This window comes from Pseudomonas muyukensis (genome assembly GCF_019139535.1).
Taxonomy (GTDB): Bacteria; Pseudomonadota; Gammaproteobacteria; order Pseudomonadales; family Pseudomonadaceae; genus Aquipseudomonas; species Aquipseudomonas muyukensis.
Map to the genome: position 1 here is coordinate 4,175,294 of NZ_CP077073.1, position 25,502 is coordinate 4,200,795.

General features: G+C 63.9%; 24 protein-coding genes and 4 tRNA genes. 10 read left to right on the top strand and 18 right to left on the bottom strand.

Annotation, left to right across the window (positions count from 1 at the left end; translation table 11 throughout):
- Positions 1-150: 150 nt before the first annotated feature.
- The 4 genes from greB to KSS95_RS18365 form a co-directional block, all read right to left on the bottom strand.
- A complete protein-coding gene (gene greB, locus KSS95_RS18350; protein ID WP_217848508.1) occupies positions 151-624 on the bottom strand; it encodes a transcription elongation factor GreB in 474 nt (157 codons plus the stop codon).
- A gap of 85 nt (positions 625-709) precedes the next feature.
- Positions 710-1,018, bottom strand: a complete 309-nt coding sequence (locus tag KSS95_RS18355) for a hypothetical protein (protein WP_217848509.1) — start codon at positions 1,016-1,018, stop codon at positions 710-712.
- Between the two features lie 214 nt (positions 1,019-1,232).
- A complete protein-coding gene (locus KSS95_RS18360; RefSeq protein ID WP_290444640.1) occupies positions 1,233-1,667 on the bottom strand; it encodes a DoxX family protein in 435 nt (144 codons plus the stop codon).
- Between the two features lie 117 nt (positions 1,668-1,784).
- The gene (locus KSS95_RS18365) at positions 1,785-3,191 is read right to left on the bottom strand and encodes an MltF family protein (RefSeq protein WP_217848510.1); all 1,407 of its coding nucleotides are present in this window, start codon (positions 3,189-3,191) and stop codon (positions 1,785-1,787) included.
- Positions 3,192-3,349: 158 nt separating this feature from the next.
- Here KSS95_RS18365 and KSS95_RS18370 point away from each other — a divergent pair, with 158 nt between their 5' ends.
- The 3 genes from KSS95_RS18370 (at position 3,350) to KSS95_RS18380 (ending at position 6,181) form a co-directional block, all read left to right on the top strand.
- Positions 3,350-4,156, top strand: coding sequence for a TatD family hydrolase (locus KSS95_RS18370; protein ID WP_217848511.1), 807 nt, complete (start codon positions 3,350-3,352; stop codon positions 4,154-4,156).
- Between the two features lie 86 nt (positions 4,157-4,242).
- The gene (locus KSS95_RS18375) at positions 4,243-5,721 is read left to right on the top strand and encodes a methyl-accepting chemotaxis protein (RefSeq protein ID WP_217848513.1); all 1,479 of its coding nucleotides are present in this window, start codon (positions 4,243-4,245) and stop codon (positions 5,719-5,721) included.
- Between the two features lie 91 nt (positions 5,722-5,812).
- Positions 5,813-6,181 (top strand): Mpo1-like protein, encoded by a 369-nt coding sequence (locus KSS95_RS18380; protein WP_217848515.1) that lies wholly within the window; start codon positions 5,813-5,815, stop codon positions 6,179-6,181.
- Between the two features lie 87 nt (positions 6,182-6,268).
- Here the strand turns inward: KSS95_RS18380 and KSS95_RS18385 are convergent, their stop codons facing one another.
- From KSS95_RS18385 to KSS95_RS18395, 3 genes are all read right to left on the bottom strand, one after another.
- Positions 6,269-7,066 carry an acyl-CoA thioesterase gene (locus KSS95_RS18385; protein ID WP_217848517.1) on the bottom strand — a complete coding sequence of 266 codons (798 nt, stop codon included), beginning with the start codon at positions 7,064-7,066 and terminating at the stop codon, positions 6,269-6,271.
- A gap of 82 nt (positions 7,067-7,148) precedes the next feature.
- Positions 7,149-7,916 (bottom strand): CHAD domain-containing protein, encoded by a 768-nt coding sequence (locus KSS95_RS18390; protein WP_217848519.1) that lies wholly within the window; start codon positions 7,914-7,916, stop codon positions 7,149-7,151.
- A gap of 14 nt (positions 7,917-7,930) precedes the next feature.
- Complete coding sequence (locus KSS95_RS18395; protein ID WP_217848521.1) at positions 7,931-8,209, bottom strand: hypothetical protein; 279 nt, start codon at positions 8,207-8,209, stop codon at positions 7,931-7,933.
- A 157-nt stretch (positions 8,210-8,366) separates the two neighbouring features.
- On the opposite strand from KSS95_RS18395, the gene KSS95_RS18400 reads away from it, so the two are divergent.
- Entirely contained in the window at positions 8,367-9,407 is a 1,041-nt protein-coding gene (locus KSS95_RS18400; RefSeq protein WP_217848522.1) for a patatin-like phospholipase family protein, read from the top strand.
- A gap of 487 nt (positions 9,408-9,894) precedes the next feature.
- Here KSS95_RS18400 and KSS95_RS18405 read toward each other — a convergent pair whose 3' ends face one another.
- The 11 genes from KSS95_RS18405 to KSS95_RS18455 all read right to left on the bottom strand — a co-directional run bounded on the left by KSS95_RS18405 (position 9,895) and on the right by KSS95_RS18455 (position 19,531).
- Complete coding sequence (locus tag KSS95_RS18405; protein WP_217848524.1) at positions 9,895-11,754, bottom strand: SurA N-terminal domain-containing protein; 1,860 nt, start codon at positions 11,752-11,754, stop codon at positions 9,895-9,897.
- A 179-nt stretch (positions 11,755-11,933) separates the two neighbouring features.
- A complete protein-coding gene (hupB, locus tag KSS95_RS18410; protein WP_103448168.1) occupies positions 11,934-12,206 on the bottom strand; it encodes a nucleoid-associated protein HU-beta in 273 nt (90 codons plus the stop codon).
- 153 nt (positions 12,207-12,359) lie between these two features.
- Positions 12,360-14,756, bottom strand: a complete 2,397-nt coding sequence (lon, locus tag KSS95_RS18415) for an endopeptidase La (protein ID WP_134690164.1) — start codon at positions 14,754-14,756, stop codon at positions 12,360-12,362.
- Positions 14,757-14,909: 153 nt separating this feature from the next.
- A complete protein-coding gene (gene clpX, locus KSS95_RS18420) occupies positions 14,910-16,193 on the bottom strand; it encodes an ATP-dependent Clp protease ATP-binding subunit ClpX (RefSeq protein ID WP_217848526.1) in 1,284 nt (427 codons plus the stop codon).
- A gap of 108 nt (positions 16,194-16,301) precedes the next feature.
- Positions 16,302-16,943 carry an ATP-dependent Clp endopeptidase proteolytic subunit ClpP gene (gene clpP / locus KSS95_RS18425; protein WP_043213484.1) on the bottom strand — a complete coding sequence of 214 codons (642 nt, stop codon included), beginning with the start codon at positions 16,941-16,943 and terminating at the stop codon, positions 16,302-16,304.
- A gap of 91 nt (positions 16,944-17,034) precedes the next feature.
- The gene (gene tig / locus KSS95_RS18430) at positions 17,035-18,348 is read right to left on the bottom strand and encodes a trigger factor (protein WP_217848528.1); all 1,314 of its coding nucleotides are present in this window, start codon (positions 18,346-18,348) and stop codon (positions 17,035-17,037) included.
- A 310-nt stretch (positions 18,349-18,658) separates the two neighbouring features.
- On the bottom strand, positions 18,659-18,958 hold the full coding sequence (locus tag KSS95_RS18435; protein WP_217848530.1) for a DUF6388 family protein: 300 nt from the start codon (positions 18,956-18,958) through the stop codon (positions 18,659-18,661).
- Positions 18,959-19,087: 129 nt separating this feature from the next.
- Positions 19,088-19,163, bottom strand: a tRNA-His gene (locus KSS95_RS18440).
- Positions 19,164-19,199: 36 nt separating this feature from the next.
- Positions 19,200-19,284 (bottom strand) — tRNA-Leu (locus KSS95_RS18445).
- Positions 19,285-19,338: 54 nt separating this feature from the next.
- A tRNA-His gene (locus KSS95_RS18450) sits at positions 19,339-19,414 on the bottom strand.
- Between the two features lie 40 nt (positions 19,415-19,454).
- Positions 19,455-19,531, bottom strand: a tRNA-Arg gene (locus KSS95_RS18455).
- 253 nt (positions 19,532-19,784) lie between these two features.
- On the opposite strand from KSS95_RS18455, the gene folD reads away from it, so the two are divergent.
- From folD to KSS95_RS18485, 6 genes are all read left to right on the top strand, one after another.
- Positions 19,785-20,639, top strand: a complete 855-nt coding sequence (gene folD / locus KSS95_RS18460; RefSeq protein WP_217848531.1) for a bifunctional methylenetetrahydrofolate dehydrogenase/methenyltetrahydrofolate cyclohydrolase FolD — start codon at positions 19,785-19,787, stop codon at positions 20,637-20,639.
- Between the two features lie 210 nt (positions 20,640-20,849).
- Positions 20,850-21,767: a citrulline utilization hydrolase CtlX gene (gene ctlX / locus KSS95_RS18465; RefSeq protein WP_217848532.1), complete on the top strand. Its 918-nt coding sequence runs from the start codon at positions 20,850-20,852 to the stop codon at positions 21,765-21,767.
- Positions 21,768-21,786: 19 nt separating this feature from the next.
- Positions 21,787-22,833: an ornithine cyclodeaminase gene (ocd, locus tag KSS95_RS18470; RefSeq protein WP_217848533.1), complete on the top strand. Its 1,047-nt coding sequence runs from the start codon at positions 21,787-21,789 to the stop codon at positions 22,831-22,833.
- A gap of 367 nt (positions 22,834-23,200) precedes the next feature.
- Complete coding sequence (locus tag KSS95_RS18475; RefSeq protein WP_217848534.1) at positions 23,201-23,983, top strand: ABC transporter substrate-binding protein; 783 nt, start codon at positions 23,201-23,203, stop codon at positions 23,981-23,983.
- A gap of 97 nt (positions 23,984-24,080) precedes the next feature.
- The gene (locus KSS95_RS18480; RefSeq protein ID WP_217848535.1) at positions 24,081-24,788 is read left to right on the top strand and encodes an ABC transporter permease; all 708 of its coding nucleotides are present in this window, start codon (positions 24,081-24,083) and stop codon (positions 24,786-24,788) included.
- Positions 24,785-25,498: an ABC transporter permease gene (locus KSS95_RS18485; protein ID WP_217848536.1), complete on the top strand. Its 714-nt coding sequence runs from the start codon at positions 24,785-24,787 to the stop codon at positions 25,496-25,498. Before KSS95_RS18480 ends, KSS95_RS18485 begins: the two co-directional genes overlap by 4 nt.
- The last annotated feature ends 4 nt before the right edge of the window (positions 25,499-25,502 follow it).

Sequence of the window (25,502 nt, forward strand, 5' to 3'; positions counted from 1 at the left end):
AGGCTTACGCCTTCTCCTGTAGGAGCGGCCTTGTGTCGCGAAAGGGCTGCGAAGCAGCCCCAGCAATCTTCGCCTTGGCTGCTTCGCAGCCCTTTCGCGACACGAGGCCGCTCCTACAGGGATCGGGAATGGCCTTGAGTTCTGCGCCAGCTAGAGGTTGTAGCGGATGCTGTTCACATACCAGGTCGCCTCACCCGTGGGGGTGTGCACCAGTACCTCGTCGCCCTCGGCCTTCTTGAGCAGCGCCCGGGCCATGGGCGAGTCGATGGAGATATAGTCGTTGCGCCCGTGAATCTCGTCGTAGCCGACGATGCGAAACGTCAGTTGCTCGCCGTCGTCGTTCTCGATCTCCACCCAGGCGCCGAAGAACACCTTGCCTTCCTGCTGCGGTGAATACTCGACCACCTTGACGTCTTCCAGGCGCTTGCGCAGGTAGCGCACGCGACGGTCGATCTCGCGCAGCAGCTTCTTGTTGTACTGGTAGTCGGCGTTCTCGCTGCGGTCACCCAGCGAGGCCGCCCAGGTGACCTTCTGGGTGATCTCCGGGCGATAGACCCGCCACAGATGGTCTAGCTCCTGCTTCAGGGCCTGATGACCTGCCGTGGTGATGATATTGGTGCTCAACGCCTGTCTCCTCAGTGCCTCGATGGGCGCCGAGCGCCCTGCGAATGACCGAGCTTAACGAAAAACGATCGGCGGCGACACGGCCTCAACGACGGGTGATCAGGCCCTGGCGGGCGATACGGGTCAACTGGCCGATGACTTCGGCGGCATCCTCGGCCTCGGGGGCCTGGATCACCGCGAGGTCGAAACGGTCGTTGGCGTACTGGCCGAGCCGTTCGCAATCATCGGCGAACTGGATAAGGAAGGCACAGGCCTGGCCCTTGCGTCGAGAGAAGCCATCGAGGTTGCGCAAAAGCGTGGGTTGATGCTGGCCGCCGAGCAGGATGCGCGGGGTTCGGGAAGCCTGGTTCTTGGCCAGGGGGGTCAAGCAGACACTGGTACGTGGGCAACTCATGGAGTCTCTCTCCGCCTCGCTGATCCCGCTGGGCAGCGGTGGGAGGCGTCACCGAACCAGCGCTTTAGCGGTATTTCGGAGAGCGCCGCGAGAGGGGCTTCTCCTGCGCCCCGCAAGTAGCTGTTTAAATCGGCGCAGTCGGTATGCTAGAGCAGATTAGCCGCAAGCTGCAAGCCCCAAGCTGAAAGCGAGTGGCTTGCGCCTTGCAGTCGTGTCAGCGGGCAATCAAGCGGTCGAGAGAGAAACGACCGGCACCTTCGATCAGCACCGCGACACTACCGGCCAGCAGCGCCAGGGCGAACTCATAGCCATTGTTGGACATGAACAGCCCATTGTTGATGTGCACCGAGAAGATCGCCACCACCAGGGTCACCGCCAGCGCCAGCGCCGCCGGGCGGGCCAGGAGGCCGATCACCAGGGCCAGGCCGCCGAAGAACTCGGCGCTGCCGGACAGCAAGGCCATCAGGTAGCCCGGCGCCAGGCCGATGCTTTCCATCCACTGGCCGGTGCCTTCCAGGCCATAGCCCCCGAACAGGCCGAACAGTTTCTGCGCGCCGTGGGCCATGAAGATGACGCCGACCAGGATGCGTACGACGCTCAGGCCATAACCGGCGCGGGTGGCGAACAGGGCTTTGAGGGAGTGGTTCATGATCTTTTGCTTCCTTGGGTATGAGCAGGTGTGTGTTGAATGAGCGCCATCTTAATCAATTAAGCGAATAAGAAAATCGCAATTATCGCGTAAAAACAATCGATAAATTAGATTTAACTAGCGCTTGGCCACCCGCTCCAGGGAAGCCCGCTCGCGGTTGAACGCGAGGTAGTACTTGTTGACGCTATTGACGAAGTTCACCGGCCCCATGCCCACCTGCTCCATGGCGACGCGCTCGGTCTGGAAGAACCACTGGTTGCCGTTGAGCCCGCGGCGACGGGCCTCGGCCCGCATGGCCTGGACCCGCTCGGGACCGAGGTTGTAGGCCGCCAGGATGAACGCCATGCGTTCGCGCTCGTTGAGCTGCGCGCTGGCGAAGAACTTGCGGCGCAGCATCGCCAGGTAACGGGCGCTGGCCTGGACATTGCCATCGACCGTGGCGGTGTTGCTCACTCCGACCCGCTGCGCCGCCGACGGAGTGATCTGCATCAGGCCATGGGCGCCGCCAGTGCCGCGCGCCTTGGGGTCGAGGGTGGATTCCTTGAACGCCAGCGCCGCCAGGTTCAACCAGTCGAACTGCTGGTCGCCGCCGTGCTTTTGCAGCACCGGACGCAGTGCTTCGAGGCGCTGGCGGTCCTTGCGCGCCAACGGGTTGTGCACCCGGTACTGGCGCCGGTAGATGCGTTCGAAGGCGGCATCCTGGTTGTCCGGCGCGCGGTATCCGGCGAGAAAGCGATCGACCGCGGCCTGAAACATCGGCGCGTCCTGGCGCACGTACCAGCGCATGGCATCGGGCCGGGCCAGCTGCAGCTTGCTGTCCACCCGCAGCTTCGGCATCACCCGCGCCCAGCGCTGGGCGATCGGCCGCTCGACCACGGTCAACGGATAAATACCGGCCTGGACCATCTCCAGCACATCCTCCACCGCCAGCGTCGGGTCGACCCACTCGACCTTGATCGGCGGGCGCTTGCGCAGCGCCAATTGCTGGTTGATCACCTGGATCGCCGGCCCGGCGGCGCTGGCACTGGTCAGGGCGATGGTGCGCCCGGACAGTTGCTCGACCCGGCTATAGCTGCGCCCGCCCTTGCGCCCGACCAGTTGCAACGGCACCTGGTCGACCACCGGCGCGCTGGCGTCGACGCCGCGCACCAGGCTTGGGTCGAGCAGCTCGCCGGGCGCGGCCAGGTCGCCCTCGCCACGCTGCAACGCCCCCAGCAACTGCTCCTTGGCCCGCGGGATGATCTTCAGGGCGATTTCCTGGCCATCGGCAACCCGTGCGTTGAGGTAGTGCTCGAGGGCGCGCAGGCGGTAGTACTCGACCCCCACTGGCTCGCCCTTGACCTCGCCGGAGCTGTTACGGCTCTGGTTGACCAACACCCGCAACACCTTGCTGCTGCGGATCTGCGCCAGGTCACGGGCCTTGCCGGCCGGTACATGCTGCTGCGGCCCGGCCTGGCCGGCAGCCACCGGCACGGCCAGCGCCAGGCCGGACAACATCAGGACGGTCAGCAGGGTTCGCAGCATCGAGGAAGGCGTCCGAGGGCGGTTGGCAGGCACCATGCGCAGTGATCGATCCGTGATAAATGACCGCAAAAGACCACGGCAAACGGTTGAAGTTCTGGGGTTTTTCGCGAAATCCCGGTTTTTGCTATGCTGGCCGCCCCGCGGCACGAGGTAGCACCATGCAACTGATCGATATCGGCGTCAACCTGACCAACAGCAGTTTCCACGACCAGCAGGCGGCCGTCGTCGAGCGCGCCGTACAGGCCGGCGTGGCACAGATGGTCCTCACCGGCACGAGCCTTGAGGTCAGCGCCCAAGCGCAGGCGCTGTGCCAACGCCTGGACGAACCTGGCCAGCGCCTGTTCAGCACCGCCGGTGTCCACCCCCATGACGCCAGCCACTGGAACGCCAGCAGCGAGCGCCAGTTGCGCGAGCTGCTGGCCCAGCCGCGGGTCAAGGCCGTAGGCGAATGCGGCCTGGACTTCAACCGCGACTTCTCGCCCCGTCCCCTGCAGGAAAAAGCCCTGGAGGCGCAACTGGCGTTGGCCGCCGAACTGGGCCTGCCGGTGTTTCTCCATGAACGCGAGGCCAGCGAGCGCCTGCTGGCGATCCTCAAGGCCTACCGCGACCACTTGCCTGGCGCCGTGGTGCACTGCTTCACTGGCGAGCGCCAGGCGCTGTTCGCCTACCTCGACCTGGACCTGCACATCGGCATCACCGGCTGGATCTGCGACGAGCGCCGCGGCACGCACCTGCACCCACTGGTCGGCAACATCGCCGAAGGCCGCCTGATGCTCGAAAGCGACGCCCCCTACCTGCTGCCGCGCAGCCTGCGTCCCAAGCCCAAAAATGGCCGCAACGAACCGGCCTACCTCCCGCAGGTGCTGCGCGAGGTGGCCCTGCACCGTGGCGAGGACCCTGCGCACACCGCCGCCCACACCAGCGCCTGTGCCCGGGCGTTCTTCGGCCTGCCTGTGGTTTCTTGATACATATCAACGCCCCCTCTGGCCCTGGCAGGCACAATGATGGCACCTTGCCAATAATGTTTCCGCCAATTCAGAGAAGACCTACCATGGGTGCCTGGCTTAGCAATATTTCCCTGAAGTACAAGTTCTGGGCCGTCAATGCGGTGGCCTTCGTCACCACCTTGATGCTGGTGCTCTATGCCGTGTACCTGGAGCAACAGGCCCGCGCCACCGGCGCCCAGGCGCAAGCCCAGGCCCAGGCCGAGCTGCTCGCCGCCTGGCCTGCCGGGCAGGCCCTGCCGGCCCAGGCCAACCTGATCAGCTGGCGCAACGGCCAGACTCCGCAATTTGCCGGCGAACCCCTCGAAGCCCTGCGCGACGGCCAAGGCTGGGTCGAGCTGCCTGGCGCCTGGATACTGGGCGACAACCCGCTGCGCGGTGCCCAGGTGTTCCGCCAGGGCGACACGCACCTGGCGGTGGTGGCCCAGTCGCCAAGCCTGCGCCAGGTGTATTTCGATCGTTTCAGCAATTATGCGGTGTGCGTGCTGATCCTCATGCTGGCCATGCTCGGTGCCTCGCAATTGCTGATCCGCTTCCTGCTCAGCCAGCTCAACACCCTGAAGGACGTGATGCTGCACGTGGAGAAAACCGGCGACCTGTCGGCCCGCGTACCGCTGGCCTGTGGCGACGAAGTCGGGCAGATGGCCGGCGCCTTCAACGCCATGCAGACCACCTACCACCGCGTGGTCAGCACCGTGGCCCGCACCGCCGGCCAGCTCGACTCCGGTGCCGCGCGCCTGGCCGGCAGCATGGACGAGGTGCGTCACGGCATGATCGGCCAGCAGAGCGAGACCGACCAGGCCGCCACCGCGATCAACGAAATGACCGCCACCGTGCACCATATCGCCCAGCATGCCGGCGCCACCCGCGACCTGTCGCAAACTGCCGACACCCTGGCCGGCAGCGGCCAGGCCGTGGTCAGCCGGGTACAGGATTCGATCGCCGGGCTGTCCAGCGGCGTGCAGCAGACCGCCGAGATGATTCGCCAACTGGCCGATGACAGCCAGAAGATCAACGGCGTGGTCGGGGTGATCCACAGCATTGCCGAACAGACCAACCTGCTGGCCCTCAACGCTGCCATCGAGGCCGCCCGCGCCGGTGACCTGGGCCGCGGCTTCGCCGTGGTCGCCGACGAAGTGCGCAACCTGGCCAAGCGCGTGCAGACCTCCACCGACGAGATCACCACCATGGTCGCCGACCTGCAGGCCGGCACCCGCGACGCGGTGGACTTCATGCAGGAAAGCTCGTACAAGGCCGACGATTGCGTCAAGCAGGCGCGCGAGGCTCACGAAGCCCTGGCCGAGATCACCAGCGCCGTGGCGCAGATGCGCGAAAGCAATACCCAGATCGCCGTCGCCGCCGAGCAGCAGAGCCAGGTGGCCGAAGAGATGAACCGCGCCGTGGTGAGCATCCGTGACGTCACCGAGCAAACCGTGCAACAGACCGTCGGCTCGGCCACCACCAGCAACGAGCTGGCGACCCTGGCCGGCGAGCTGAACAAGGCCATCGGCCAACTCAAACTCTGAGCCCGCGCGGCTATGGCGACCATAGCCAGCCTCGATTGGCCCCCTCCCGGGGGCCGCACTAAGCTTTGGACATGTCTGTGAGGAACTGTCCATGAGCAAACGACTGCCCAACCTGCCCGCCTGGCAATGGCGCGGCTACCACCACAACCACCGCCACCCCACCAACCTGGTGCTGCACCTGATCGCCGTGCCACTGTTCATCCTGGGCGCGCTGCTGGTGCTGTCGGGGGTGTTCGGCCTGGACCTGTCGCAGATCGCCGTCGGCATCATCGCCTTGATCGCGGGGCTGGGCTTGCAGCGCCAGGGGCATCGCCTGGAGGCCGAGCAACCGGAGCCCTTCGCCAACCGCAAGGATGCCGTGCAGCGCTTGCTCACCGAGCAGTTCATCACCTTCCCGCGCTTCGTGCTGAGCGGCGCCTGGTGGCGGGCCTGGCGCGAACGCCACAAGCACCGGCATTGATTGAAAGCATCGCGGGGCAAGCCCGCCCCCACGCCAGTGGCGCCTGTGGGAGCGGGCTTGCCCCGCGATCAGTTCGCCGCAGATACCTCAGGCGAACACCGTCACCGTCTGCCGGCTCAATGCCAGCAACTGCCCTTGCGCCGTCCACAACGCCGCGGCCGCATGCCCATAACCCTCCCGCGCATGCTCGGTCTCGACCACGTAACGGCACCAATCGAGCGTCGACAACTGCGCCACAGGCTGCACGAACTCGATGGTCCAGGTCAGCGTGCTGCCGGCGGCCGGCTGCTTGAGGAACGGCATCAGACTTGGCGGCCAGGCATCGACCAGCGCCAGCAGGTGCGCGACTTCCACCGGCCCCTCGGGCACATCGCGCAGGCGCACCCAGCCACCCATGTGGCGAGCGTCGTTGCCACTGAACGGCAAGCCGCCCACCGCCCAGCGCAATGCCACATGGCGCATGAACTCGGGCGTCACGCCCTTGATGTAGGGCAGTTCGGGCGCGGCCTGCTCAAGCGGCTTGAGCGCCATCGCTGGCTGCGCCTCGACCGTCACCGCCGACGGTCGCCCCGCGCCAAAGCTGCCCTGCACCAGGGTCACCACCTGGCCATCCTGCACCGCGCGTCCCAGCAAGGTGCTGACCGCCTTGCCCGCGCGCAGCACTTCCACCTCCAGGCTGATCGGCACATCCGGCGCCGCCGGGCCGACGAAGGTGATGGCCAGGGAACGCACCGGCCGGTCATCCACCAGCTTCTGGCGCATCGCCTCGTGCACCAGCGCCGCCATCAGGCCGCCGAACACCGCGCGCCCCTGGGCCCACGTAGCCGGCACGCTGAGCGCTTCGGGATGCTCGCGTGCCGCCGCCAACAATTCGGTAAAGTTCATGTGCCTGGGCTCCTGCGGGAAAAGCCCGATCTTAACCAGCGAATACACCAGCGGCAGCCCGCATTTCGGTCATTTACCGGAACTAACGGCGTGCCACAGCCTTGCGCAAGGCCTCGAGGGTGACGTCAGCCTTGCCTTGGGCAGCATGCAGTTCATGCTCCCAGGCCACCTTGCAACCGGCCAGGTCACTGTACTCGCGTACCTGCAGCAACCATTGCACGCGGTCATGCCAATCGCCCAGATCGCCCTGGGCCTTCTTCAGCAAGCGCTGGAGCTTGCGCCCCGCATGGTCGAGTTGCGGGTAGGCTTCGTCGCCGTAGCGCACCCGCTTGATCAGCAGGCGCAGGCGATGGCGGTCGTGCGCCGGGTCGTCGAGGGCCTTGCCCAGTTTGCGCCACTGCTTTTCCAGACGCTGGTCGATACGCTTGGCCAGGCGCCGCGCCAGGCCCTCACGAGCGGCGGCGCGCAGGAACAGCGGGAAGGCATCGAGAATCGCCAGCACCCGGGCCAGCTGGGGGCTGGCCGCGACATCGGCAAAGGTCCGCGCCCTGCCCGCCTGGCGGCGCTCGCCGGCCTGCACATGGCCGCGCCCGATCAGTTGCGCAGCCAACACCTCGCGGTCACGCAATGGCGTGGTCAGGGTGCCCAGCGCCCGCGCCGCGCCCTCCAGTTGTTCGACACCCGGCAGCCCGCGCAACGGCCGCAACAGGCTACGCAGCCGCCGCAGGGTGGTGCGCAGCGCGTGCAGCGCCTCGCTGTCGGTATCGGCGCCAAGGCGCTCGCGGCAAGCCAGCAAGCCAACCTGCAGGGCAAGCACCTGGGCAACCACATGATCGAGCATCGCGGACATGAAGCACTCCCTGATCAACGGCCTGCGCGGGACTCACGGATGTAGAAACGCGCCTTCTCGGCCTTGTGGGTACACCCTTCGAAGCCTTCGAACTGCTGCTGGGTCTTGGCCCCGGTCAACAGCGACAGCGCCTTGGAATAGCTCACGGTGCCGGCAAAGCCTTCGGCCTTGGCCAGGTCCAGTTCCTTCCAGGCGGCATCGAGCTGGGTCGCGCAGCTGTCGCGGTAGGCCGTCTTGCCTGCGCAACCGGCCAGGGCCAGCACCAGCAATGGAAGGGTGATCCAGACTTTCATCGGTAATACCTCGAGGGAGAGAAACTAAGGTCGCCGTTCGACGGCAAAGCAAACGAAAAGTGCCCTGCTCAGCGTAGTCCAGCGCGGACTACATTGAAGCACAGGCACCAACAGGTGCATTGTTGGACCATGGTTGCACTGGCAAGGGGAATGGCTCATGGGCAAACGCGTGGCATTGGTACTGGGTTCCGGCGGGGCCCGGGGGTACGCGCATATTGGCGTGATCGAGGAAATCGAACGGCGCGGCTACGACATCGCCTGTATCGCCGGCTGCTCCATGGGCGCGGTGATCGGCGGCATCTACGCCGCCGGCAAGCTCGACGAATACCGCAGCTGGATCGAGAGCCTGGACTACCTCGACGTGCTGCGCCTGGTGGATGTCAGCTTCCGTCTGGGCGCCATCCGCGGCGACAAGGTGTTCGGGCAGATCCGCAAGATCGTCGGCGAGATCAACATCGAGCAACTGCGCATCCCCTACACGGCGGTCGCCGCCGACCTCACCAACCAGCAGGAAATCTGGTTCCAGGAAGGCTGCCTGCACCAGGCGATGCGCGCCTCGGCGGCGATTCCCAGCCTGTTCACCCCGGTGGTGCAAGGCAACCGCATGCTGGTCGACGGCGGCATCCTCAACCCGCTGCCAATCGTGCCGGTGGTGTCGAGCCACTGCGACCTGATCATCGCGGTCAACCTCAATGCCACCAACCAGAAGCAGTACCAGTTGCCGGTGATCGAGCGCCCGGCGGCGTTCAAGATGCGTTTCGATGCACTGATCAGCTCGCTGGGCTCGCGCCTGCCGTTTCGGCGCAAGCCGGCCGAGCAGTTGATGCGTCTTGAGCAGGAGATCGTCGCTGAAGGGCTCGCCGCGCCCAACCCCTGGCTGGGCGACAGCGCCGACCCGGAAGGCCAGCAACCGGCAGCGGCGCCGCAGAGCGAAGGCGCGCCCAAGTCGGCTACGGGTTCGTTCATTGTCGACAACGTCGGCCCGGCGTCGTTGCTCGACCTGATCAACCAGAGCTTCGAAGTGATGCAGACGTCGCTGGCGCAGTACAAGATCGCCGGGTACCCGCCGGACGTGTTGATCAACGTGCCCAAGCGGGTATGCCGGTTCTTCGAGTTCTACAAGGCGCCGGAGCTGATTGCCCTGGGCCGGGAGATCGCTCGGGACACGCTGGATGCGCACGAAGGCGAGCGGCGCTAGGCAAAGGCCGACAAACCAGCCCGTAGGCGCCAGCCTTGCTGGCGAACCAGGCAACGCGGTGGAGGGCACCGGCTATACCGGTGTTCGCCGGCAAGCCGGCTCCTACAGGTTTGCGGCGTACCCGCCTCGTAGGAGCCAGCTTGCTGGCGAACCAGGCGCCGCGGTGGATGGCACCGGCCATGCCGGTGTTCGCCGGCAAGGCCGGCTCCTACACGTTTGCGGCGTACCCCGCCCGTAGGAGCCAGCCTTGCTGGCGAACCAGGCGCCGCGGTGGATGGCACCGGCAAGGCCGGTGTTCGCCGGCAAGGCCGGCTCCTACAGGTTTGCGGCGTACCCCGCCTCGCAGGAGCCAGCTTGCTGGCGAACCAGGCGCCGCGGTGGCTGGCACCGGCCATGCCGGTGTTCGCCGGCACGCCGGCTCCTACGGGATCTTCAGGAAAAACGAAACAGGCCGCATAAGCGGCCTGTTTCGTCATCGCGACAGCACTCAGTAACGGGTGATGTCGGCGCTGCCTTCCAATTGCTTGCGGTATGCCGCGAAGTCCTGGGAACCAGCACGCGAAGCGAGGTAACGACGGATCTGCGCCTTTTCCTCGTCAGTGGCCGCGGCGCCTTCGTTGACACCCTTGAGCTGCAGGACCACCAGGCTGCCATCACCCAGGACCGCGCTGCCATAAACCGGCTTGTCCTTGGACTCAGGCTTGCCCAGGCGGAACACGGCTTGCAGTTCGACCGGGTCGATGCCGTCCTGACCACGAGTAGCCGCTTCCTGAACCTTCCAGCTCTGGCTGGCGGCCTTGATCGAGCCATCACGCAGGCCGGCGATCAGCGTGTCGGCCTTGGCCTTGAGCTCGGCGGTCGCCTTTTCCTTGGCCAGGTGTGCGCTGATGTTCCTGGCCACGGCTTCCAGTGGCAGCTGCTCGGGCTTGCGGTGCTCCTTGACGCGCAGGACCACCACCGTCTCCGGATCCAGCTCGATGCCGTTGCTGTTGGCGCCCTCTTCCAGCACTTCCTCGCTGAACGCGGCCTGGATCACCGCGCGGTTGGCGGTGATGCCTTCGCCACCTTCACGACCAAAGGCTGTGGAAGTCTGGACCTTCAGGTTCAGGTCCTGGGCCGGCTGGGCCAGGTCGGAAGCTTCGAAGGCGGCATCCTCGAGCTGCTTGGTGGCCTCGACGAAGCGCTGCTCCACTTGCTGGGTCTTCAGCTCATGGGTCAGCTTGTCCTTGAGGCTGGCGAAGCTCGGCACATCCGGCGCCTCTACGCCCAACAGCTTGATCAGGTGATAGCCGTACTCGGTACGCACCGGCGCGGACACCTGGTCCTTGTTCAGCTTGTACAGCGCCTCCTCGAAGGCCGGGTCGTACACGCCAGGGCCGGCGAAGCCAAGGTCACCACCGGTGCTGGCCGAACCTGGGTCCTGGGAGAACTCCTTGGCCAGCTTGGCGAAGTCCTCGCCTTTGGCCAGGCGCTGCTGGATTTCCTCGATGCGGGCCTTGGCCTGGGCATCGGTGGCCTTGTCGTTGACTTCGATCAGGATGTGCGCGGCATGGCGCTGCTCGCCGAGGTTGGCGATTTCCTTCTCGTACAGGGCCTTGAGCTCGTCCTCGTTGACCTTGACCTGGTCGAAGAAGGCCGACTTCTTCAGCTCGATGTAGTCGATGACCACCTGGTCGGGGGTCATGAATTCCTTGGCGTGCTGGTCGTAGTGGGCCTTGACCTCGTCATCGCTCACCTTGACCGCGGCCGCATCGGCCTTGAAGGTCAGCGAGGCGAAGTCACGGGTCTGCTTCTCCAGGCGGGCGAATGCCTCGACCTGCTTGTCGGTGACGAAGCTGCTGCCGGCAAGGCCGGTGCGCAGCTGGCCGATGAGCATTTCCTGGGCGAGCATCTCGCGGAACTGCATGCGGCCGTAACCCATCTGGCGGATGACGGCGTCGAAGCGCTCGGCGCTGAACTTGCCATCGACCTGGAATTCAGGCGTCTGCAGGATCAGCTGATCCAGCGCGGCCTCGGAGAAAGCGAACTTGGCGTCTTCGGCACCCTGCAACAGCAGCTTGCGATCGATCAGCCCTTTGAGCGCGGCTTCGCGCAGCATCTTGTCGTCCAGCAGCGCGGGGTCGAAATCCTTGCCCAGCTGTTGCATCAGCTGGCGGCGCTGCATGTCCACGGCCTGGCTCAGCTCGTTCTGGCTGATGGTCTGGCCGTTCACCTTGGCGGCGTCCTGGCTATGGCTGGCGGCCTGGAAAATGGCCTCGAAGCCGGTCAACGCCATCAGTACGACGATGAGGCCGATGATGGTCTTGGCAATCCAACCTTGTGAATTGTCCCTGATATTCTGCAGCATGCGTCCCCCAGAAACGGTTGTACCACTGCGTCGACAACCGCGGAGCGTGGGTAGAGTCCTGATAGAAGAAAGGCGCATCCAGTGGATGCGCCTTCTCGAAGCGAGCGTGCCAGCGGGAACGTTTGCGACCCGCCGTCACGCGGTCGGCCCAGGCGTGCCCGGGCCGGCTGAAAGACGACTTAGTTGACGGCGTCTTTCAGGCCCTTGCCAGCCTTGAAGCCTGGAACCTTGGCGGCAGCGATCTTGATCGCCTTGCCGGTTTGCGGGTTGCGGCCGGTGCGCTCGGCGCGCTCCTTGACCGAGAAAGTACCGAAGCCGACCAGGACGACGTCGTCGCCTGCTTTCAGGGCACCGGTCACGGAGTCGATCACAGCGTCCAGAGCTTTGCCAGCGGCAGCCTTGGAAATGTCAGCCGATGCAGCGATAGCGTCAATCAGTTCCGACTTGTTCACTCTAAGTCCCCTTATATCACTATTGAGTTTGTTTCTAAGTATGTATTGAAAAGCTTATGAAACGTGCGCTGGGTGGCCTGTTGACACTGGCGTGCCGCTTTATAGCAAGGGGCCGAAAATGCTGTCAACCGAAGCCCCCCAGCGAAATACGTACTAATGCGTGCTGATTCTTTCCTTAGCATCGCCGTCGCGCTTCTCATCTTTCGCGACAATCTCCGGAGCCACATCTGGCAAGGGCTCCGGGGCGTATTGCAGCGCAATTTGGAGGACTTCGTCAATCCATTTGACCGGTTTGATCTGCAGATCCTGCTTGATATTTTCCGGAATCTCCTTGAGATCGCGAACATTCTCTTCCGGAATGATCACGGTCTTGATTCCACCGCGGTGTGCCGCCAGCAGTTTTTCCTTGAGCCCACCGATGGCCAGGACCTGGCCACGCAAGGTGATCTCGCCGGTCATTGCGACATCGGCGCGTACCGGAATCTGGGTCAGCGCCGAGACCAGCGCGGTGCACATGCCGATACCGGCGCTCGGGCCATCCTTGGGCGTGGCGCCTTCGGGCATATGGATATGAACGTCGTGCTTCTCGTGGAAATCTGCAGCGATCCCCAGGCTACGCGCGCGACTGCGCACAACGGTTTGCGCGGCCGTGATCGACTCGACCATGACGTCGCCGAGCGAGCCGGTCTTGATCAACTGACCCTTGCCAGGGATGACCACAGCCTCGATGGTCAGCAATTCGCCGCCCACCTGGGTCCAGGCCAGGCCCGTGACCTGGCCGATCTGGTCCTGCTGCTCGGCCAGGCCATAGCGGAACTTACGCACGCCCAGCAGGTGCTCGAGCTGCTCGCCGCTGACCTTGACCTTCACCTGCTTGTGCCCGGTGTGCTCCTTGACCACCTTGCGGCAGACCTTGGCGATCTGCCGCTCCAGGCCACGCACGCCGGCTTCGCGGGTGTAGTAGCGGATGATGTCGCGGATGGCCGAGACATCGACCTCCAGCTCGTCCTTCTTCAGACCGTTGGCCTTGACCTGCTTGGGCACCAGGTACTTGACCGCGATGTTGATCTTCTCGTCCTCGGTGTAGCCCGGCAGGCGGATGACTTCCATCCGGTCCAGCAACGCCGGCGGGATGTTCATCGAGTTCGAGGTGCACAGGAACATCACGTCCGAGAGGTCGTAATCGACTTCCAGGTAATGGTCGTTGAAGTTGTGGTTCTGCTCGGGGTCGAGCACCTCCAACAACGCCGAGGCCGGATCGCCGCGCATGTCGCTGCCCATCTTGTCGATTTCGTCGAGCAAGAACAGCGGATTGCGTACACCAACCTTGGTCATCTTCTGGATCAGGCGCCCTGGCATCGAGCCGATGTAGGTACGGCGGTGGCCGCGGATCTCGGCCTCGTCACGCACGCCACCGAGGGCCATGCGCACGAACTTGCGGTTGGTGGCCGCTGCAATCGACTCGGCCAGCGAGGTCTTGCCCACGCCAGGCGGGCCGACCAGGCACAGCACCGGGCCACGAATCTTCTTCACCCGCTTCTGCACGGCGAGGTACTCAAGGATGCGCTCCTTGACCTCTTCCAGGCCGTAGTGGTCCGCGTCGAGGATTTCCTCGGCCTTGGCCAGGTCCAGGCGCACCTTGCTCTGGGCCTTCCACGGCACCTGCACCAGCCAGTCCAGGTAGGAGCGCACCACGGTGGCCTCGGCCGACATCGGCGACATCTGCTTGAGCTTGTTCAGCTCGGCCTGGGCCTTGGCCAGGGCATCCTTCGGCAGGCCGGCGGCATCGATGCGCTTTTTCAGCTCCTCGATTTCGTTGTGGCCTTCGTCGCCATCGCCGAGTTCTTTCTGAATGGCCTTCATCTGCTCGTTCAGGTAGTACTCGCGCTGGCTGCGCTCCATTTGTTTCTTGACCCGGCCACGGATGCGCTTCTCCACCTGCAGCAGGTCGATTTCGGCATCCAGCAACGCCAGCACGTGTTCGACACGCGCGGCCAGGTCGACGATCTCGAGGATCTCCTGCTTCTGCTCGATCTTCAGCGCCATGTGCGCAGCCATGGTGTCGACCAGGCGGCCGGGCTCCTCGATGCTGTTGAGCGAGGAGAGCACCTCGGCCGGGACTTTCTTGCCCAGCTGCACGTACTGCTCGAACTGCGACAGCAAGGTGCGCACGAACACCTCGGACTCGCGCTCGGCGGTCTCGGTTTCGTCGATCAGGCTGACTTCGGCCCGGATATGGCCGTCGACTTCGTTGAAGCGCTCGACCGCGCCGCGCTGCTCGCCCTCGACCAGCACCTTGACGGTGCCATCGGGCAGCTTGAGCAGTTGCAGAACGGTGGCGACGGTGCCCACGCGATACAGGGCGTCTTCACCTGGATCGTCATCGGCGGGATTCTTCTGGGCCAGCAGGAGGATCTGCTTTTCGCCCGTCATCGCGGCCTCAAGGGCCTCGATGGACTTCTCACGCCCCACGAACAGCGGGATGACCATATGCGGATAGACGACAACGTCACGCAATGGCAGAAGAGGCAAGTCGAGGGTGGTCTTCATGATTTCGCCTCTACAGCGGCCTTGTGGCCGGAAACCTTTGGAAATGGTGCTTGGGGCTAATGTGGGGGCAGCCCCGGTAAATTACAAGCGCCGAGTCCATGAAATGCAAAAAGGGGCCCGAAGGCCCCTTTTCATCACGCTACCCTTGCCCGATCAGGCGTCGGGGGCAGCCTTGGCTTGCGGCTCGCTGTTCTCGTAGATCAACAGCGGCTGCGAGGTGCCTTCGATGACGCTCTCGTCGATGACCACCTTGCTGACTTCCTTCTGCGAAGGAATTTCGTACATGGTGTCGAGCAGCACGCCTTCGAGGATCGAACGCAGGCCACGGGCGCCGGTCTTGCGCTCCAGGGCCTTGCGGGCAACGGCCTTGAGCGCATCGCTGCGGAACTCGAGGTCGACGCTTTCCATCTCGAACAGCTTGGCGTATTGCTTGGTCAAGGCGTTCTTCGGCTCGGTGAGGATCTGCATCAATGCAGCCTCGTCCAGCTCGTCCAGGGTCGCCAGAACCGGCAGACGGCCGACGAATTCCGGAATCAGGCCGAACTTGACCAGATCGTCCGGCTCGACTTCACGCAGCGACTCGCCGACTTTCTTGCCCTCTTCCTTGCTGCGCACTTCGGCGCTGAAGCCGATGCCGCCCTTGGTGGAGCGGTTCTGGATGACCTTTTCCAGGCCCGAGAACGCGCCACCGCAGATGAACAGGATATTGCGGGTATCAACCTGCAGGAACTCCTGTTGCGGGTGCTTGCGACCGCCCTGCGGCGGTACCGAGGCCACGGTGCCCTCGATCAGCTTCAGCAATGCCTGCTGCACGCCCTCGCCCGAGACGTCACGGGTGATGGACGGGTTGTCCGACTTGCGCGAGATCTTGTCGATCTCGTCGATGTAGACAATGCCCATCTGGGCCTTTTCCACGTCGTAGTCGCACTTTTGCAGCAGTTTCTGAATGATGTTCTCGACATCCTCACCCACGTAACCGGCTTCGGTCAGGGTGGTGGCGTCGGCAATGGTGAACGGTACGTTCAACAGGCGCGCGAGCGTCTCGGCGAGCAGGGTCTTGCCCGAGCCAGTTGGCCCGATCAGCAGGATGTTGCTCTTGCCCAGTTCGACTTCGTCGCCCTTCTTGTCACGCTGGTTCAGGCGCTTGTAGTGGTTGTACACCGCTACGGACAGCACCTTCTTGGCGCGTTCCTGACCAATGACGTACTGGTCCAGGATTCCGCTGATTTCTTTCGGCGAGGGTAGTTTGTGCGCGCTGCTCTCGGCCTGGGCTTCCTGCACCTCCTCACGGATGATGTCGTTGCACAGGTCGACGCACTCGTCGCAGATAAATACCGAGGGGCCGGCAATCAACTTGCGCACTTCGTGCTGGCTTTTGCCGCAGAAGGAGCAATAGAGCAATTTGCCGTTGTCCTCGCCGTTACGGGTGTCAGTCATTCGATCGATCCAATCCGGTAGGCTTGAAACACAAGATGAAGGCAATCGCTGGCTTTTTCAAGTCCGCGGATGGGCGCATTCCGCGCCCACCCGCTCTGGCGCATTGCTTCAGGATGCCAGTTGCCGCTTGTCGTAGACCGAGTCGATCAGGCCGTACTCGGCCGCGCGCGCGGCGCTCATGAAGTTGTCGCGCTCGGTGTCGCGCTTGATGGTCTCGAGGTCCTGGCCGGTGTGATGGGCCAGCAGCTCGTTCAGGCGCGCCTTGATGTTGAGGATTTCCTGGGCGTGGATCTCGATGTCGGTGGCCTGACCCTGGAAGCCGCCGAGCGGCTGGTGGATCATCACCCGCGAGTTCGGCAGGCAGTGGCGCTTGCCGGCGGCACCAGCCGCGAGCAGGAAGGCGCCCATGCTGCAGGCCTGGCCGATGCAGATGGTCGAGACGTCCGGCTTGATGAACTGCATGGTGTCGTAGATCGACATGCCGGCAGTCACCGAGCCGCCCGGGGAGTTGATGTACAGATGGATATCCTTGTCCGGGTTTTCCGCTTCAAGGAACAAGAGCTGCGCCACCACCAGGTTGGCCATGTAGTCTTCTACCGGGCCAACCAGGAAGATCACGCGCTCCTTGAGGAGGCGTGAATAGATGTCGTAGGCACGTTCGCCACGGGCGGACTGCTCGATAACCATCGGGACCAGACCGCCTGCGGCCTGGATGTCAGAGCTTTGCTGAATATAAGAATTGCGGGACATGTCCTGCACTCGCTCCCAAATAGTCATGGCTTGAATACACACAAGCCAGCGCGAAGGCTGGCTTGTGGGGGTTTCCTACGAGAGTAGCCTGTTACTCAGCGTCGGCGGCTGCCTGTGCTGGCTTGACGGCTTCTTCGTACGAGACCGATTTGTCGGTCACAGTCGCTTTCTGCAGGACAGTATCTACAACTTGTTCTTCCAGTACAACCGAACGAACTTCGTTCAGTTGCTGGTCGTTCTTGTAGTACCAGGCCACAACCTGCTCAGGCTCCTGGTAGGCCGAGGCCATTTCCTCGATCATCTTGCGAACTTCGGCTTCATCAGGCTTGAGTTCGAACTGCTTGACCACTTCGGCGACGATCAGGCCCAGGACCACGCGACGCTTGGCCTGCTCTTCGAACAGCTCGGCTGGCAGCTGGTCTGGCTTGATGTTGCCACCGAACTGCTGAACAGCCTGCACGCGCAGACGGTTGACTTCGTTCTCCTGCAGGGCCTTTGGCACTTCGATCGGGTTGGCGGCCAGCAGACCGTCCATGACCTGGTTCTTGACCTTGGTCTTGATCGCCTGGCGCAGCTCACGCTCCATGTTCTTGCGAACCTCGGCGCGGAAACCTTCCAGGGTCGATTCCTTGATGCCGAACTGAGCGAAGAAGGCTTCGTTCAACTCTGGCAGCACAGGCGCGCTGACGCTGTTGACGGTAATGGTGAACTCGGCGGCTTTGCCTGCCAGGTCGAGGTTCTGGTAGTCCTCGGGGAAGGTCACGTTGACCACGCGCTCTTCACCCGCCTTGGCGCCCACCAGGCCTTCTTCGAAGCCAGGGATCATGCGGCCGGAACCCAGTACCAGCTGGGTGCCCTGGGCCGAACCGCCGGCGAAGGCTTCGCCGTCGATCTTGCCGACGAAGTCGATGTTGACCTGGTCGTCGTTTGCAGCGGCACGCTCGGCAGCCTCGAAGCGGGTGTTCTGCTTGCGCAGGACTTCCAGCATGTTGTCCAGGTCGGCGTCAGCCACTTCAGCGCTCAGGCGCTCGACGGCGATCGACTCGAAACCGGCAACGGTGAACTCAGGGAAGACTTCGAAGATGGCGACGAACTCGAGGTCCTTGCCCTTTTCGAAAGATTTTGGCTCGACGGCCGGAGCGCCAGCCGGGTTCAGCTTCTGCTCGACGATAGCTTCGTAGAAGGAAGCCTGGACCAGGTCGCCGAAGGCTTCCTGACGGGCATCGGCTTCAAAACGCTGGCGGATCACGCTCATCGGCACCTTGCCTGGGCGGAAGCCCGCGACCTTGGCGCGCTTGGCAGTCTGCTGCAGACGCTTGTTGACTTCGTTCTCGACGCGCTCGGCCGGAACGGCGATGGTCATGCGGCGCTCGAGAGCGGAAGTGTTTTCAACAGAAACTTGCATGGATATTCCTCGTTGCACAGACGTTAGCCGGCGATAGCCCGACTCCAGAATCAAGGGCAAGCATTCTAGTGACTCAAGCCACAGAAGTCACCCCACCCAGATTGCAGGCCGAGCACGCCGGTCGATTTCCTTGAAAGGCCCGCGCGCCGGGGCGTCGAGCCTATTTCAGCCAGGCCCGCGCGGCGCCTTGAGCGCCGCGCGGTTGTAAAACCTTGTCAAACAAACAGCGATTGACTGGGATATGGGAATTTTGCGTGGGATTTCAAGGGGGAGCGGGATAAAAGACTATCGCCGTACTCCCCCCCCTACCTCACTCCAGCTCTATATCATTGAACTGGCAATACTCCTCCCAGCCCAACCCCAGCGCCTCGGCCACTTCGCGATGGGTCTCCAGGCGCATGGCCTGCAGCTGCTCCGGCGATTCGGCAATCAACTGCAGCGCATACTCCCAAGGCTGCACACCCAACTCAGCGGCGGCGTCCTCGAACGCCCATTCGATCTGCTGGGCCTGCTCGCGCTCATCGAGCTCGCGAATCTCCTCGAGCAGTTGCCGGTTCTGCTCGGCGAACCGTTGCAGCGCCAGGGCCTGGCGCGCCTCTTTTGCAATCATTTGCGCCACTCCTGCGCGGGCATTCAACCGGCTGAAATTTATCAGCTTTCTGGGCAAGGCCACCAGTAGCGCCACACCCCGGAAACGACAAAGGCGCCCGATCTCACGATGCGGGCGCCTTCGAAAATATGGGGTGGACGATGGGAATCGAACCCACGACAACTGGAATCACAATCCAGCGCTCTACCAACTGAGCTACGCCCACCATAATGCGATGTTGCGGTACAGCCTTACAGAAACATGGTGCGGACGAAGAGACTCGAACTCTTACAGCTTGCGCCGCTGGAACCTAAATCCAGTGTGTCTACCAATTTCACCACGTCCGCATAACTCAAAAACAAAGGCGCCGGATTATACAATCAAGGCGCCCCTGCAGAATCTGGGGTGGACGATGGGAATCGAACCCACGACAACTGGAATCACAATCCAGCGCTCTACCAACTGAGCTACGCCCACCATAGTGCGGTACTGCTGTTGCTTACTTGCCCAGGCCTGATGGCGCACCCGGCAGGACTCGAACCTGCGACCATCCGCTTAGAAGGCGGATGCTCTATCCAGCTGAGCTACGGGCGCTTAAGCTATCAGTCCGACCGAACAAACGAACCGCCTATTCTGCCTGACCTTGCCAACCCGTGCCAGGCAGTGCCCGACAAGTGCGGCGAATCTTATAGGCGACCCTTTAGGTCGTCAACACCTTTCTCTAAAAAATTTAAATTATTGAAGGGGTTAGGGAATTTGCCCGACCACCCGCCTTTGCCCTCGGGCCAGGTCGTGCGAGAATACGCGCTTCTTATATGTTCCCTTCTCGATGGTTAATCACGCGTCTATGACTGCACACCTTATCGATGGCAAGGCGATCGCCGCCAACCTGCGCCAGCAGATCGCCCAACGTGTCGCCGAGCGTCGCCAGCAAGGCCTGCGCACCCCGGGCCTGGCGGTGATCCTGGTCGGCACCGACCCGGCCTCCCAAGTCTATGTCTCGCACAAGCGCAAGGACTGCGAAGAGGTCGGCTTCATTTCCCAGGCGTTCGACCTGCCCAGCGAGACCACGCAGCAAGCCCTGACCGAGCTGATCGACCGGCTCAACGACGACCCGGCCGTCGACGGCATCCTGCTGCAACTGCCGCTGCCGGCGCACCTGGACGCCTCGCTGCTGCTCGAGCGCATTCGCCCGGACAAGGACGTCGACGGCTTCCATCCCTACAACATCGGCCGCCTGGCCCAACGCATCCCGCTGCTGCGCCCGTGCACCCCGAAGGGCATCATGACCCTGCTGGAAAGCACCGGGCAGGACCTGTACGGCATGAACGCGGTGATCGTTGGCGCCTCCAACATCGTGGGCCGCCCCATGGCCATGGAATTGCTGCTGGCCGGTTGCACCGTCACCGTCTGCCACCGCTTCACCAAGGACCTGCCCGGCCACGTCGGCCGCGCCGACCTGGTGGTGGTGGCTGCCGGCAAGCCGGGCTTGGTCAAGGGTGAATGGATCAAGGAAGGCGCCATCGTCATCGACGTCGGCATCAACCGCCAGGACGACGGCAAGCTGGTCGGCGACGTGGTCTACGACACCGCCCTGCCTCGCGCTGGCTGGATCACCCCGGTACCGGGCGGGGTCGGCCCGATGACCCGCGCCTGCCTGCTGGAGAACACCCTGTATGCAGCCGAGGAGCTGCACAAATAGGTTGTTCGAGGCATGACGACGGCGCCTTTCGAGGCGCCGTTTTCGTTTGCGCTCCCACGCGTGTGGCGAGCTTTTCTGCGACACCAGCCGATTCCGCTGCCAAGCAAGCCTTTTCAGCTGGACCCGCTGCCCGCCCCACCCGCTTCAGCCGGGATTTCACCGCCAACCCCCCGACAATGGTCACACAGCCCACCCGTGGATGCGTGCCCAATGCAAACAACAAATACCGTCCTCATGATTCGCCCGGCGCGGTTCGCCTTCAACCCGGACACCGCCATCAACAACCGCTTCCAGCAAGCGCCGCTGGACCCTCGGGCCGCCAGCGAAAAGGCCCTGGAAGAGTTCGACGGCTACGTCGCCAGCTTGCGCCAGCACGGCGTCGAGGTGCTGGTGGTGCAAGACACCCCCGAGCCCCATACCCCGGATTCGATCTTCCCCAACAACTGGTGGAGCAGCCACGCCGACGGTAGCCTGGTGCTCTATCCGATGGAGGGCGAGAACCGCCGCCTGGAGCGCGACAAGGGCGTGCTCGGCGTATTGGCCGAGCGCTTCGCCATCCAGCGCACCATCGACCTGAGCCCATTGGAACAGCAGAATCTGTTCCTCGAAGGCACCGGCAGCATGGTCCTGGACCGCGAACACCGGATCAGCTACGCCTGCCACTCCGGGCGCACCCACGAACGCGCCCTGCGCCAGTTCGCCGAACACCTCGACTACCGCCTGTGCCTGTTCCACGCCGTGGACCGCCAGCAAGCGCCGATCTACCACAGCAACGTGATGATGAACGTCGGCCGCCAGCTCGCCGTGGCCTGCCTCGACGCCCTGCCCCACGCCGATGAGCGCCGGGCATTGGAACGGTCCCTGCGCGACACCGGCAAGCAGCTGCTGGCCCTGGACTTCGACCAGCTGGAGAACTTCGCCGGCAACATGCTCGAAGTCCACGACCGCGACGGCCGCTCGCTGCTGGTGATGTCGCGCAGCGCCTGGGCCGCACTCGATGCCGGCCAGCGCCGCCAAGTGGAACGCCACAGCCACCCGCTGGTGGTGAATATCGACCATATCGAACGCATCGGCGGTGGCAGCGCGCGCTGCATGCTCGCCGAAGTGCACCTGCCCTCGCGCCACTGACTTGAAAAGGAGCCTCACCATGACCCGCTATATCGACGTGCAAGACCTCGCCTGCCTGGTCAACCGCAAAGGCCTGCCCACCTGCCTGGCCGAAATGGCCGACTACATTCGCCAGGACTACCTGCGCTGGCACGACTTCGAAAAATGCGCGCGCCTGGCCAACCATTCGCCGGACGGGGTGATCGAGCTGATGCCGGTGTCCGACGCCAACCTTTATGCCTTCAAGTACGTCAACGGCCACCCGAAGAACACCCATAACGGCCTGCTCACGGTGATGGCATTCGGCGCCCTGGGCGATGTCGACACCGGCGCGCCGGTGCTGCTCAGCGAAATGACCCTGACCACCGCGATCCGCACCGCCGCCACCTCGGCCCTGGCCGCCCGCTACCTGGCGCGCCCGGACAGCAAGCGCATGGCGCTGATCGGCAACGGCTCGCAAAGCGAGTTCCAGGCCATCGCCTTCCATACCTTGCTGGGCATCGAGGAAATCCGCTTGTTCGACATCGACCGCCGGGCCTCGGAGAAGCTGGCGGCCAACCTGGCCGGCTTCCCTCAACTGCGGTTGGTCATCGCCGGTAGCGTGGCCGAGGCGGTGCGCGGTGCCGACATCGTCACCACGGTCACCGCCGACAAGGCCTACGCCACCATCCTCACTGCGGACATGATCGAGCCGGGCATGCACCTGAACGCCGTCGGAGGCGACTGCCCGGGCAAGACCGAGCTGCACCGCGACATCGTCGAGCGCGCCCGGGTGATCGTCGAGTACGAGCCGCAGAGCCGCATCGAGGGCGAGATCCAGCAGATGCCAGCAGATTCGCCGACCACCGAGTTCTGGCAGGTAGTCGACGGCAGCGCAGCAGGCCGCGAAAGCGCCGCGCAAGTCACGCTGTTCGACTCGGTCGGCTTTGCCCTGGAGGACTACTCGGCGCTGCGCTATGTGCTGGATGTGGCCAAGGCACTGGACATCGGGCATGACATTGCGCTGGTGCCAGAGCTGGAGAATCCGAAGGACCTGTTTGCCCTGCTGCAGCCGAAAGTGGCGGCGCGCAAGGCCAGCGCTGCCTGACCGGCTTTACACAATCGCTGTAGGAGCGGCCTTGTGTCGCGAAAGGGGCGCAGAGCGGCCCCGGCAATGTCGGCTGCGTAGCTGAAACCCTGGGGCCGCTTCGCAGCCCTTTCGCGACACAAGGCCGCTCCTACAGCGGTACGTATATGCCCAAAGGCCGCCTGTCGCACATCCATAAATCTTTGTCGATACAGCCGATTCGGCTGCCAGGAGATTCCTAACAGCCGAATCCGGCCTCCCGCGCGCTAGCAAACGACACAAAAAACCCGTCTATCTCGCGCATTCTGAGCCCGACCCATGAGTCACCGACAGACCTACACGCGGTAATCGCCCTACTACCAATAACAACACCCAGGGATCCACGACCATGCTCTCCATGCGAAAACGCCTCGGCGTGCTGCTGTTCTCCTTGTGCGCCACCACCTTTTCCCAGGCCAAGGAGTGGACCGAGATCCGCTTCGGCGTCTACCCCGAATACCCACCCTTCGAATCGGTTGCCGCCGACGGCAGCCTGCAAGGCTTCGACATCGAGCTGGGCAATGCCATCTGCGAAAAATTGCAGGTCAAGTGCACCTGGGTGCACAACGAGTTCGACGGCATGATCCCGGCCCTGCGCGCCCGCAAGTTCGACGCCATCATGTCGTCGATGGCGGTCACCCCGGCACGCCTGAAACAGATCGACTTCAGCAACCGCCTGTTCCTCAGCCCGACCGCGGTGATCGTGCGCAAGTCCGCCGCCTTCGGCGACACCGTCGAATCGCTCAAGGGCAAGCAGGTCGGCGTGCTCCAGGGCTCGCTGCAAGAGGCCTACGCCCGCGCCGTGCTGGCGCCGCTGGGCGCCCAGGTCAAGGCCTACCAGGCCCAGGACCAGAACTACGCCGACCTTATGAACGGCCGCCTCGACGCCACCGTCACCGACAAGCTCGAAGCCCAGCTCAACTTCCTCTCCAAGCCCGAAGGCGCCGACTTCAAGAGCGGCCCGGCGATCAAGGACCCGACCTTGCCGCTGGACATCGCCATGGGCCTGCGCAAGACCGACCCCGAGCTCAAGGCCCTGCTCGACAAGGGCATCGCCCTGATCCACGCCGATGGCACCTACGCCGCGATCCAGCAGAAGTACGTCGGCGAGCTGGACATCTACAACGAGTGACCTACAGCGCCGATCGCGGGGCCAGCCCGCTCCCACGGGCCGAGCGATGCGTGGGAGCGGGCTTGCCCCGCGATGGCCTCCCCGCGAGATTCCTGTCATGCACGACTTCTTCTCCCACGGCCTGCAGGGCTTCGGCCCGTTGCTGGCCCAAGGCGCCTGGATGACCGTCAAGCTGGCCCTGCTGTCGCTGGCCGTCAGCCTGCTGCTGGGCCTTGTCGGCGCCTGCGCCAAGCTGTCGCGCAACAAGCTGTTGCGCATCCCGGCCAGCCTCTACACCACCTTGATTCGCAGCGTCCCCGACCTGGTACTGATCCTGCTGATCTTCTACAGCATGCAGATCTGGCTCAACGACCTCACCGAGGCGCTGGGCTGGGACTACCTCGAGATCGACCCGTTCAGCGCCGGGGTACTCACCCTGGGCTTCATCTACGGCGCGTACTTCACCGAAAATTTCCGCGGCGCCATCCTCAGCGTGCCGGCCGGCCAGCTGGAGGCCGCCACCGCCTATGGCCTGAGCCGCGCACAGCGGTTTCGGCTGGTGCTGTTCCCGCAGCTGATGCGCTTCGCCCTGCCGGGGCTGGGCAACAACTGGCTGGTGCTGCTCAAGTCCACCGCGCTGGTGTCGATCATCGGCCTGGCCGACCTGGTCAAGGCCGCGCAGAACGCCGGCAAGACCACCAACCAGGTGTTGTTCTTCCTGTGCCTGGCCGGGCTGGTGTACCTGCTGATCACCACCCTCTCCAACCATCTGCTGCGGCGCCTGGAACGGCGTTACAACATCGGCATCAAGGAGCTGGCGCGATGATCGAACTCCTCCAGCAATACGGCCTGGCCTACCTGTACACCGACGGCAACGGGCTGTCGGGCCTGGCCATGACCTTGTGGCTGTTCCTGGCCAGCATGCTGCTGGGCTTCGCCCTGTCGCTGCCGCTGGCCCTGGCGCGCACCTCGCGCCATGCCTGGCTGCGCCTGCCGGTGCAGCTGTACACCTTGGTGTTCCGCGGCACGCCCCTCTATATACAGTTGCTGATCTGCTACACCGGGCTCTACAGCCTGCAGGTGGTGCGCGAGCATGCCCTGCTCGACCAGTTTTTGCGCAATGCGCTCAACTGCACGCTGCTGGCCTTTGTGCTCAATACCTGCGCCTACACCGTGGAGATCTTCGCCGGGGCCATCCGCAACCTGCCCGCCGGCGAGCTGGAAGCGGCCCAGGCCTATGGCCTGCGCGGCTGGAAGCTCAACCTGTTCCTGGTGTTGCCAGCCGCCTTGCGCCGCTCTCTGCCGGCCTACAGCAACGAGCTGATCCTGATGCTGCACGCCACCTCGCTGGCCTTCACCGCCACCGTCGCCGACATCCTCAAGGTGGCCCGCGACGCCAACGCCGCGACCTTCCTCACCTTCCAGGCCTTCGGCGTGGCCGCCCTGCTGTACATGCTGTTGTCCTTCGTCCTGGTCGGCCTGCTGCGCATGGCCGAACGGCGCTGGATGCGCTTCCTTGACCCTGCCCGAGGCTGAACCC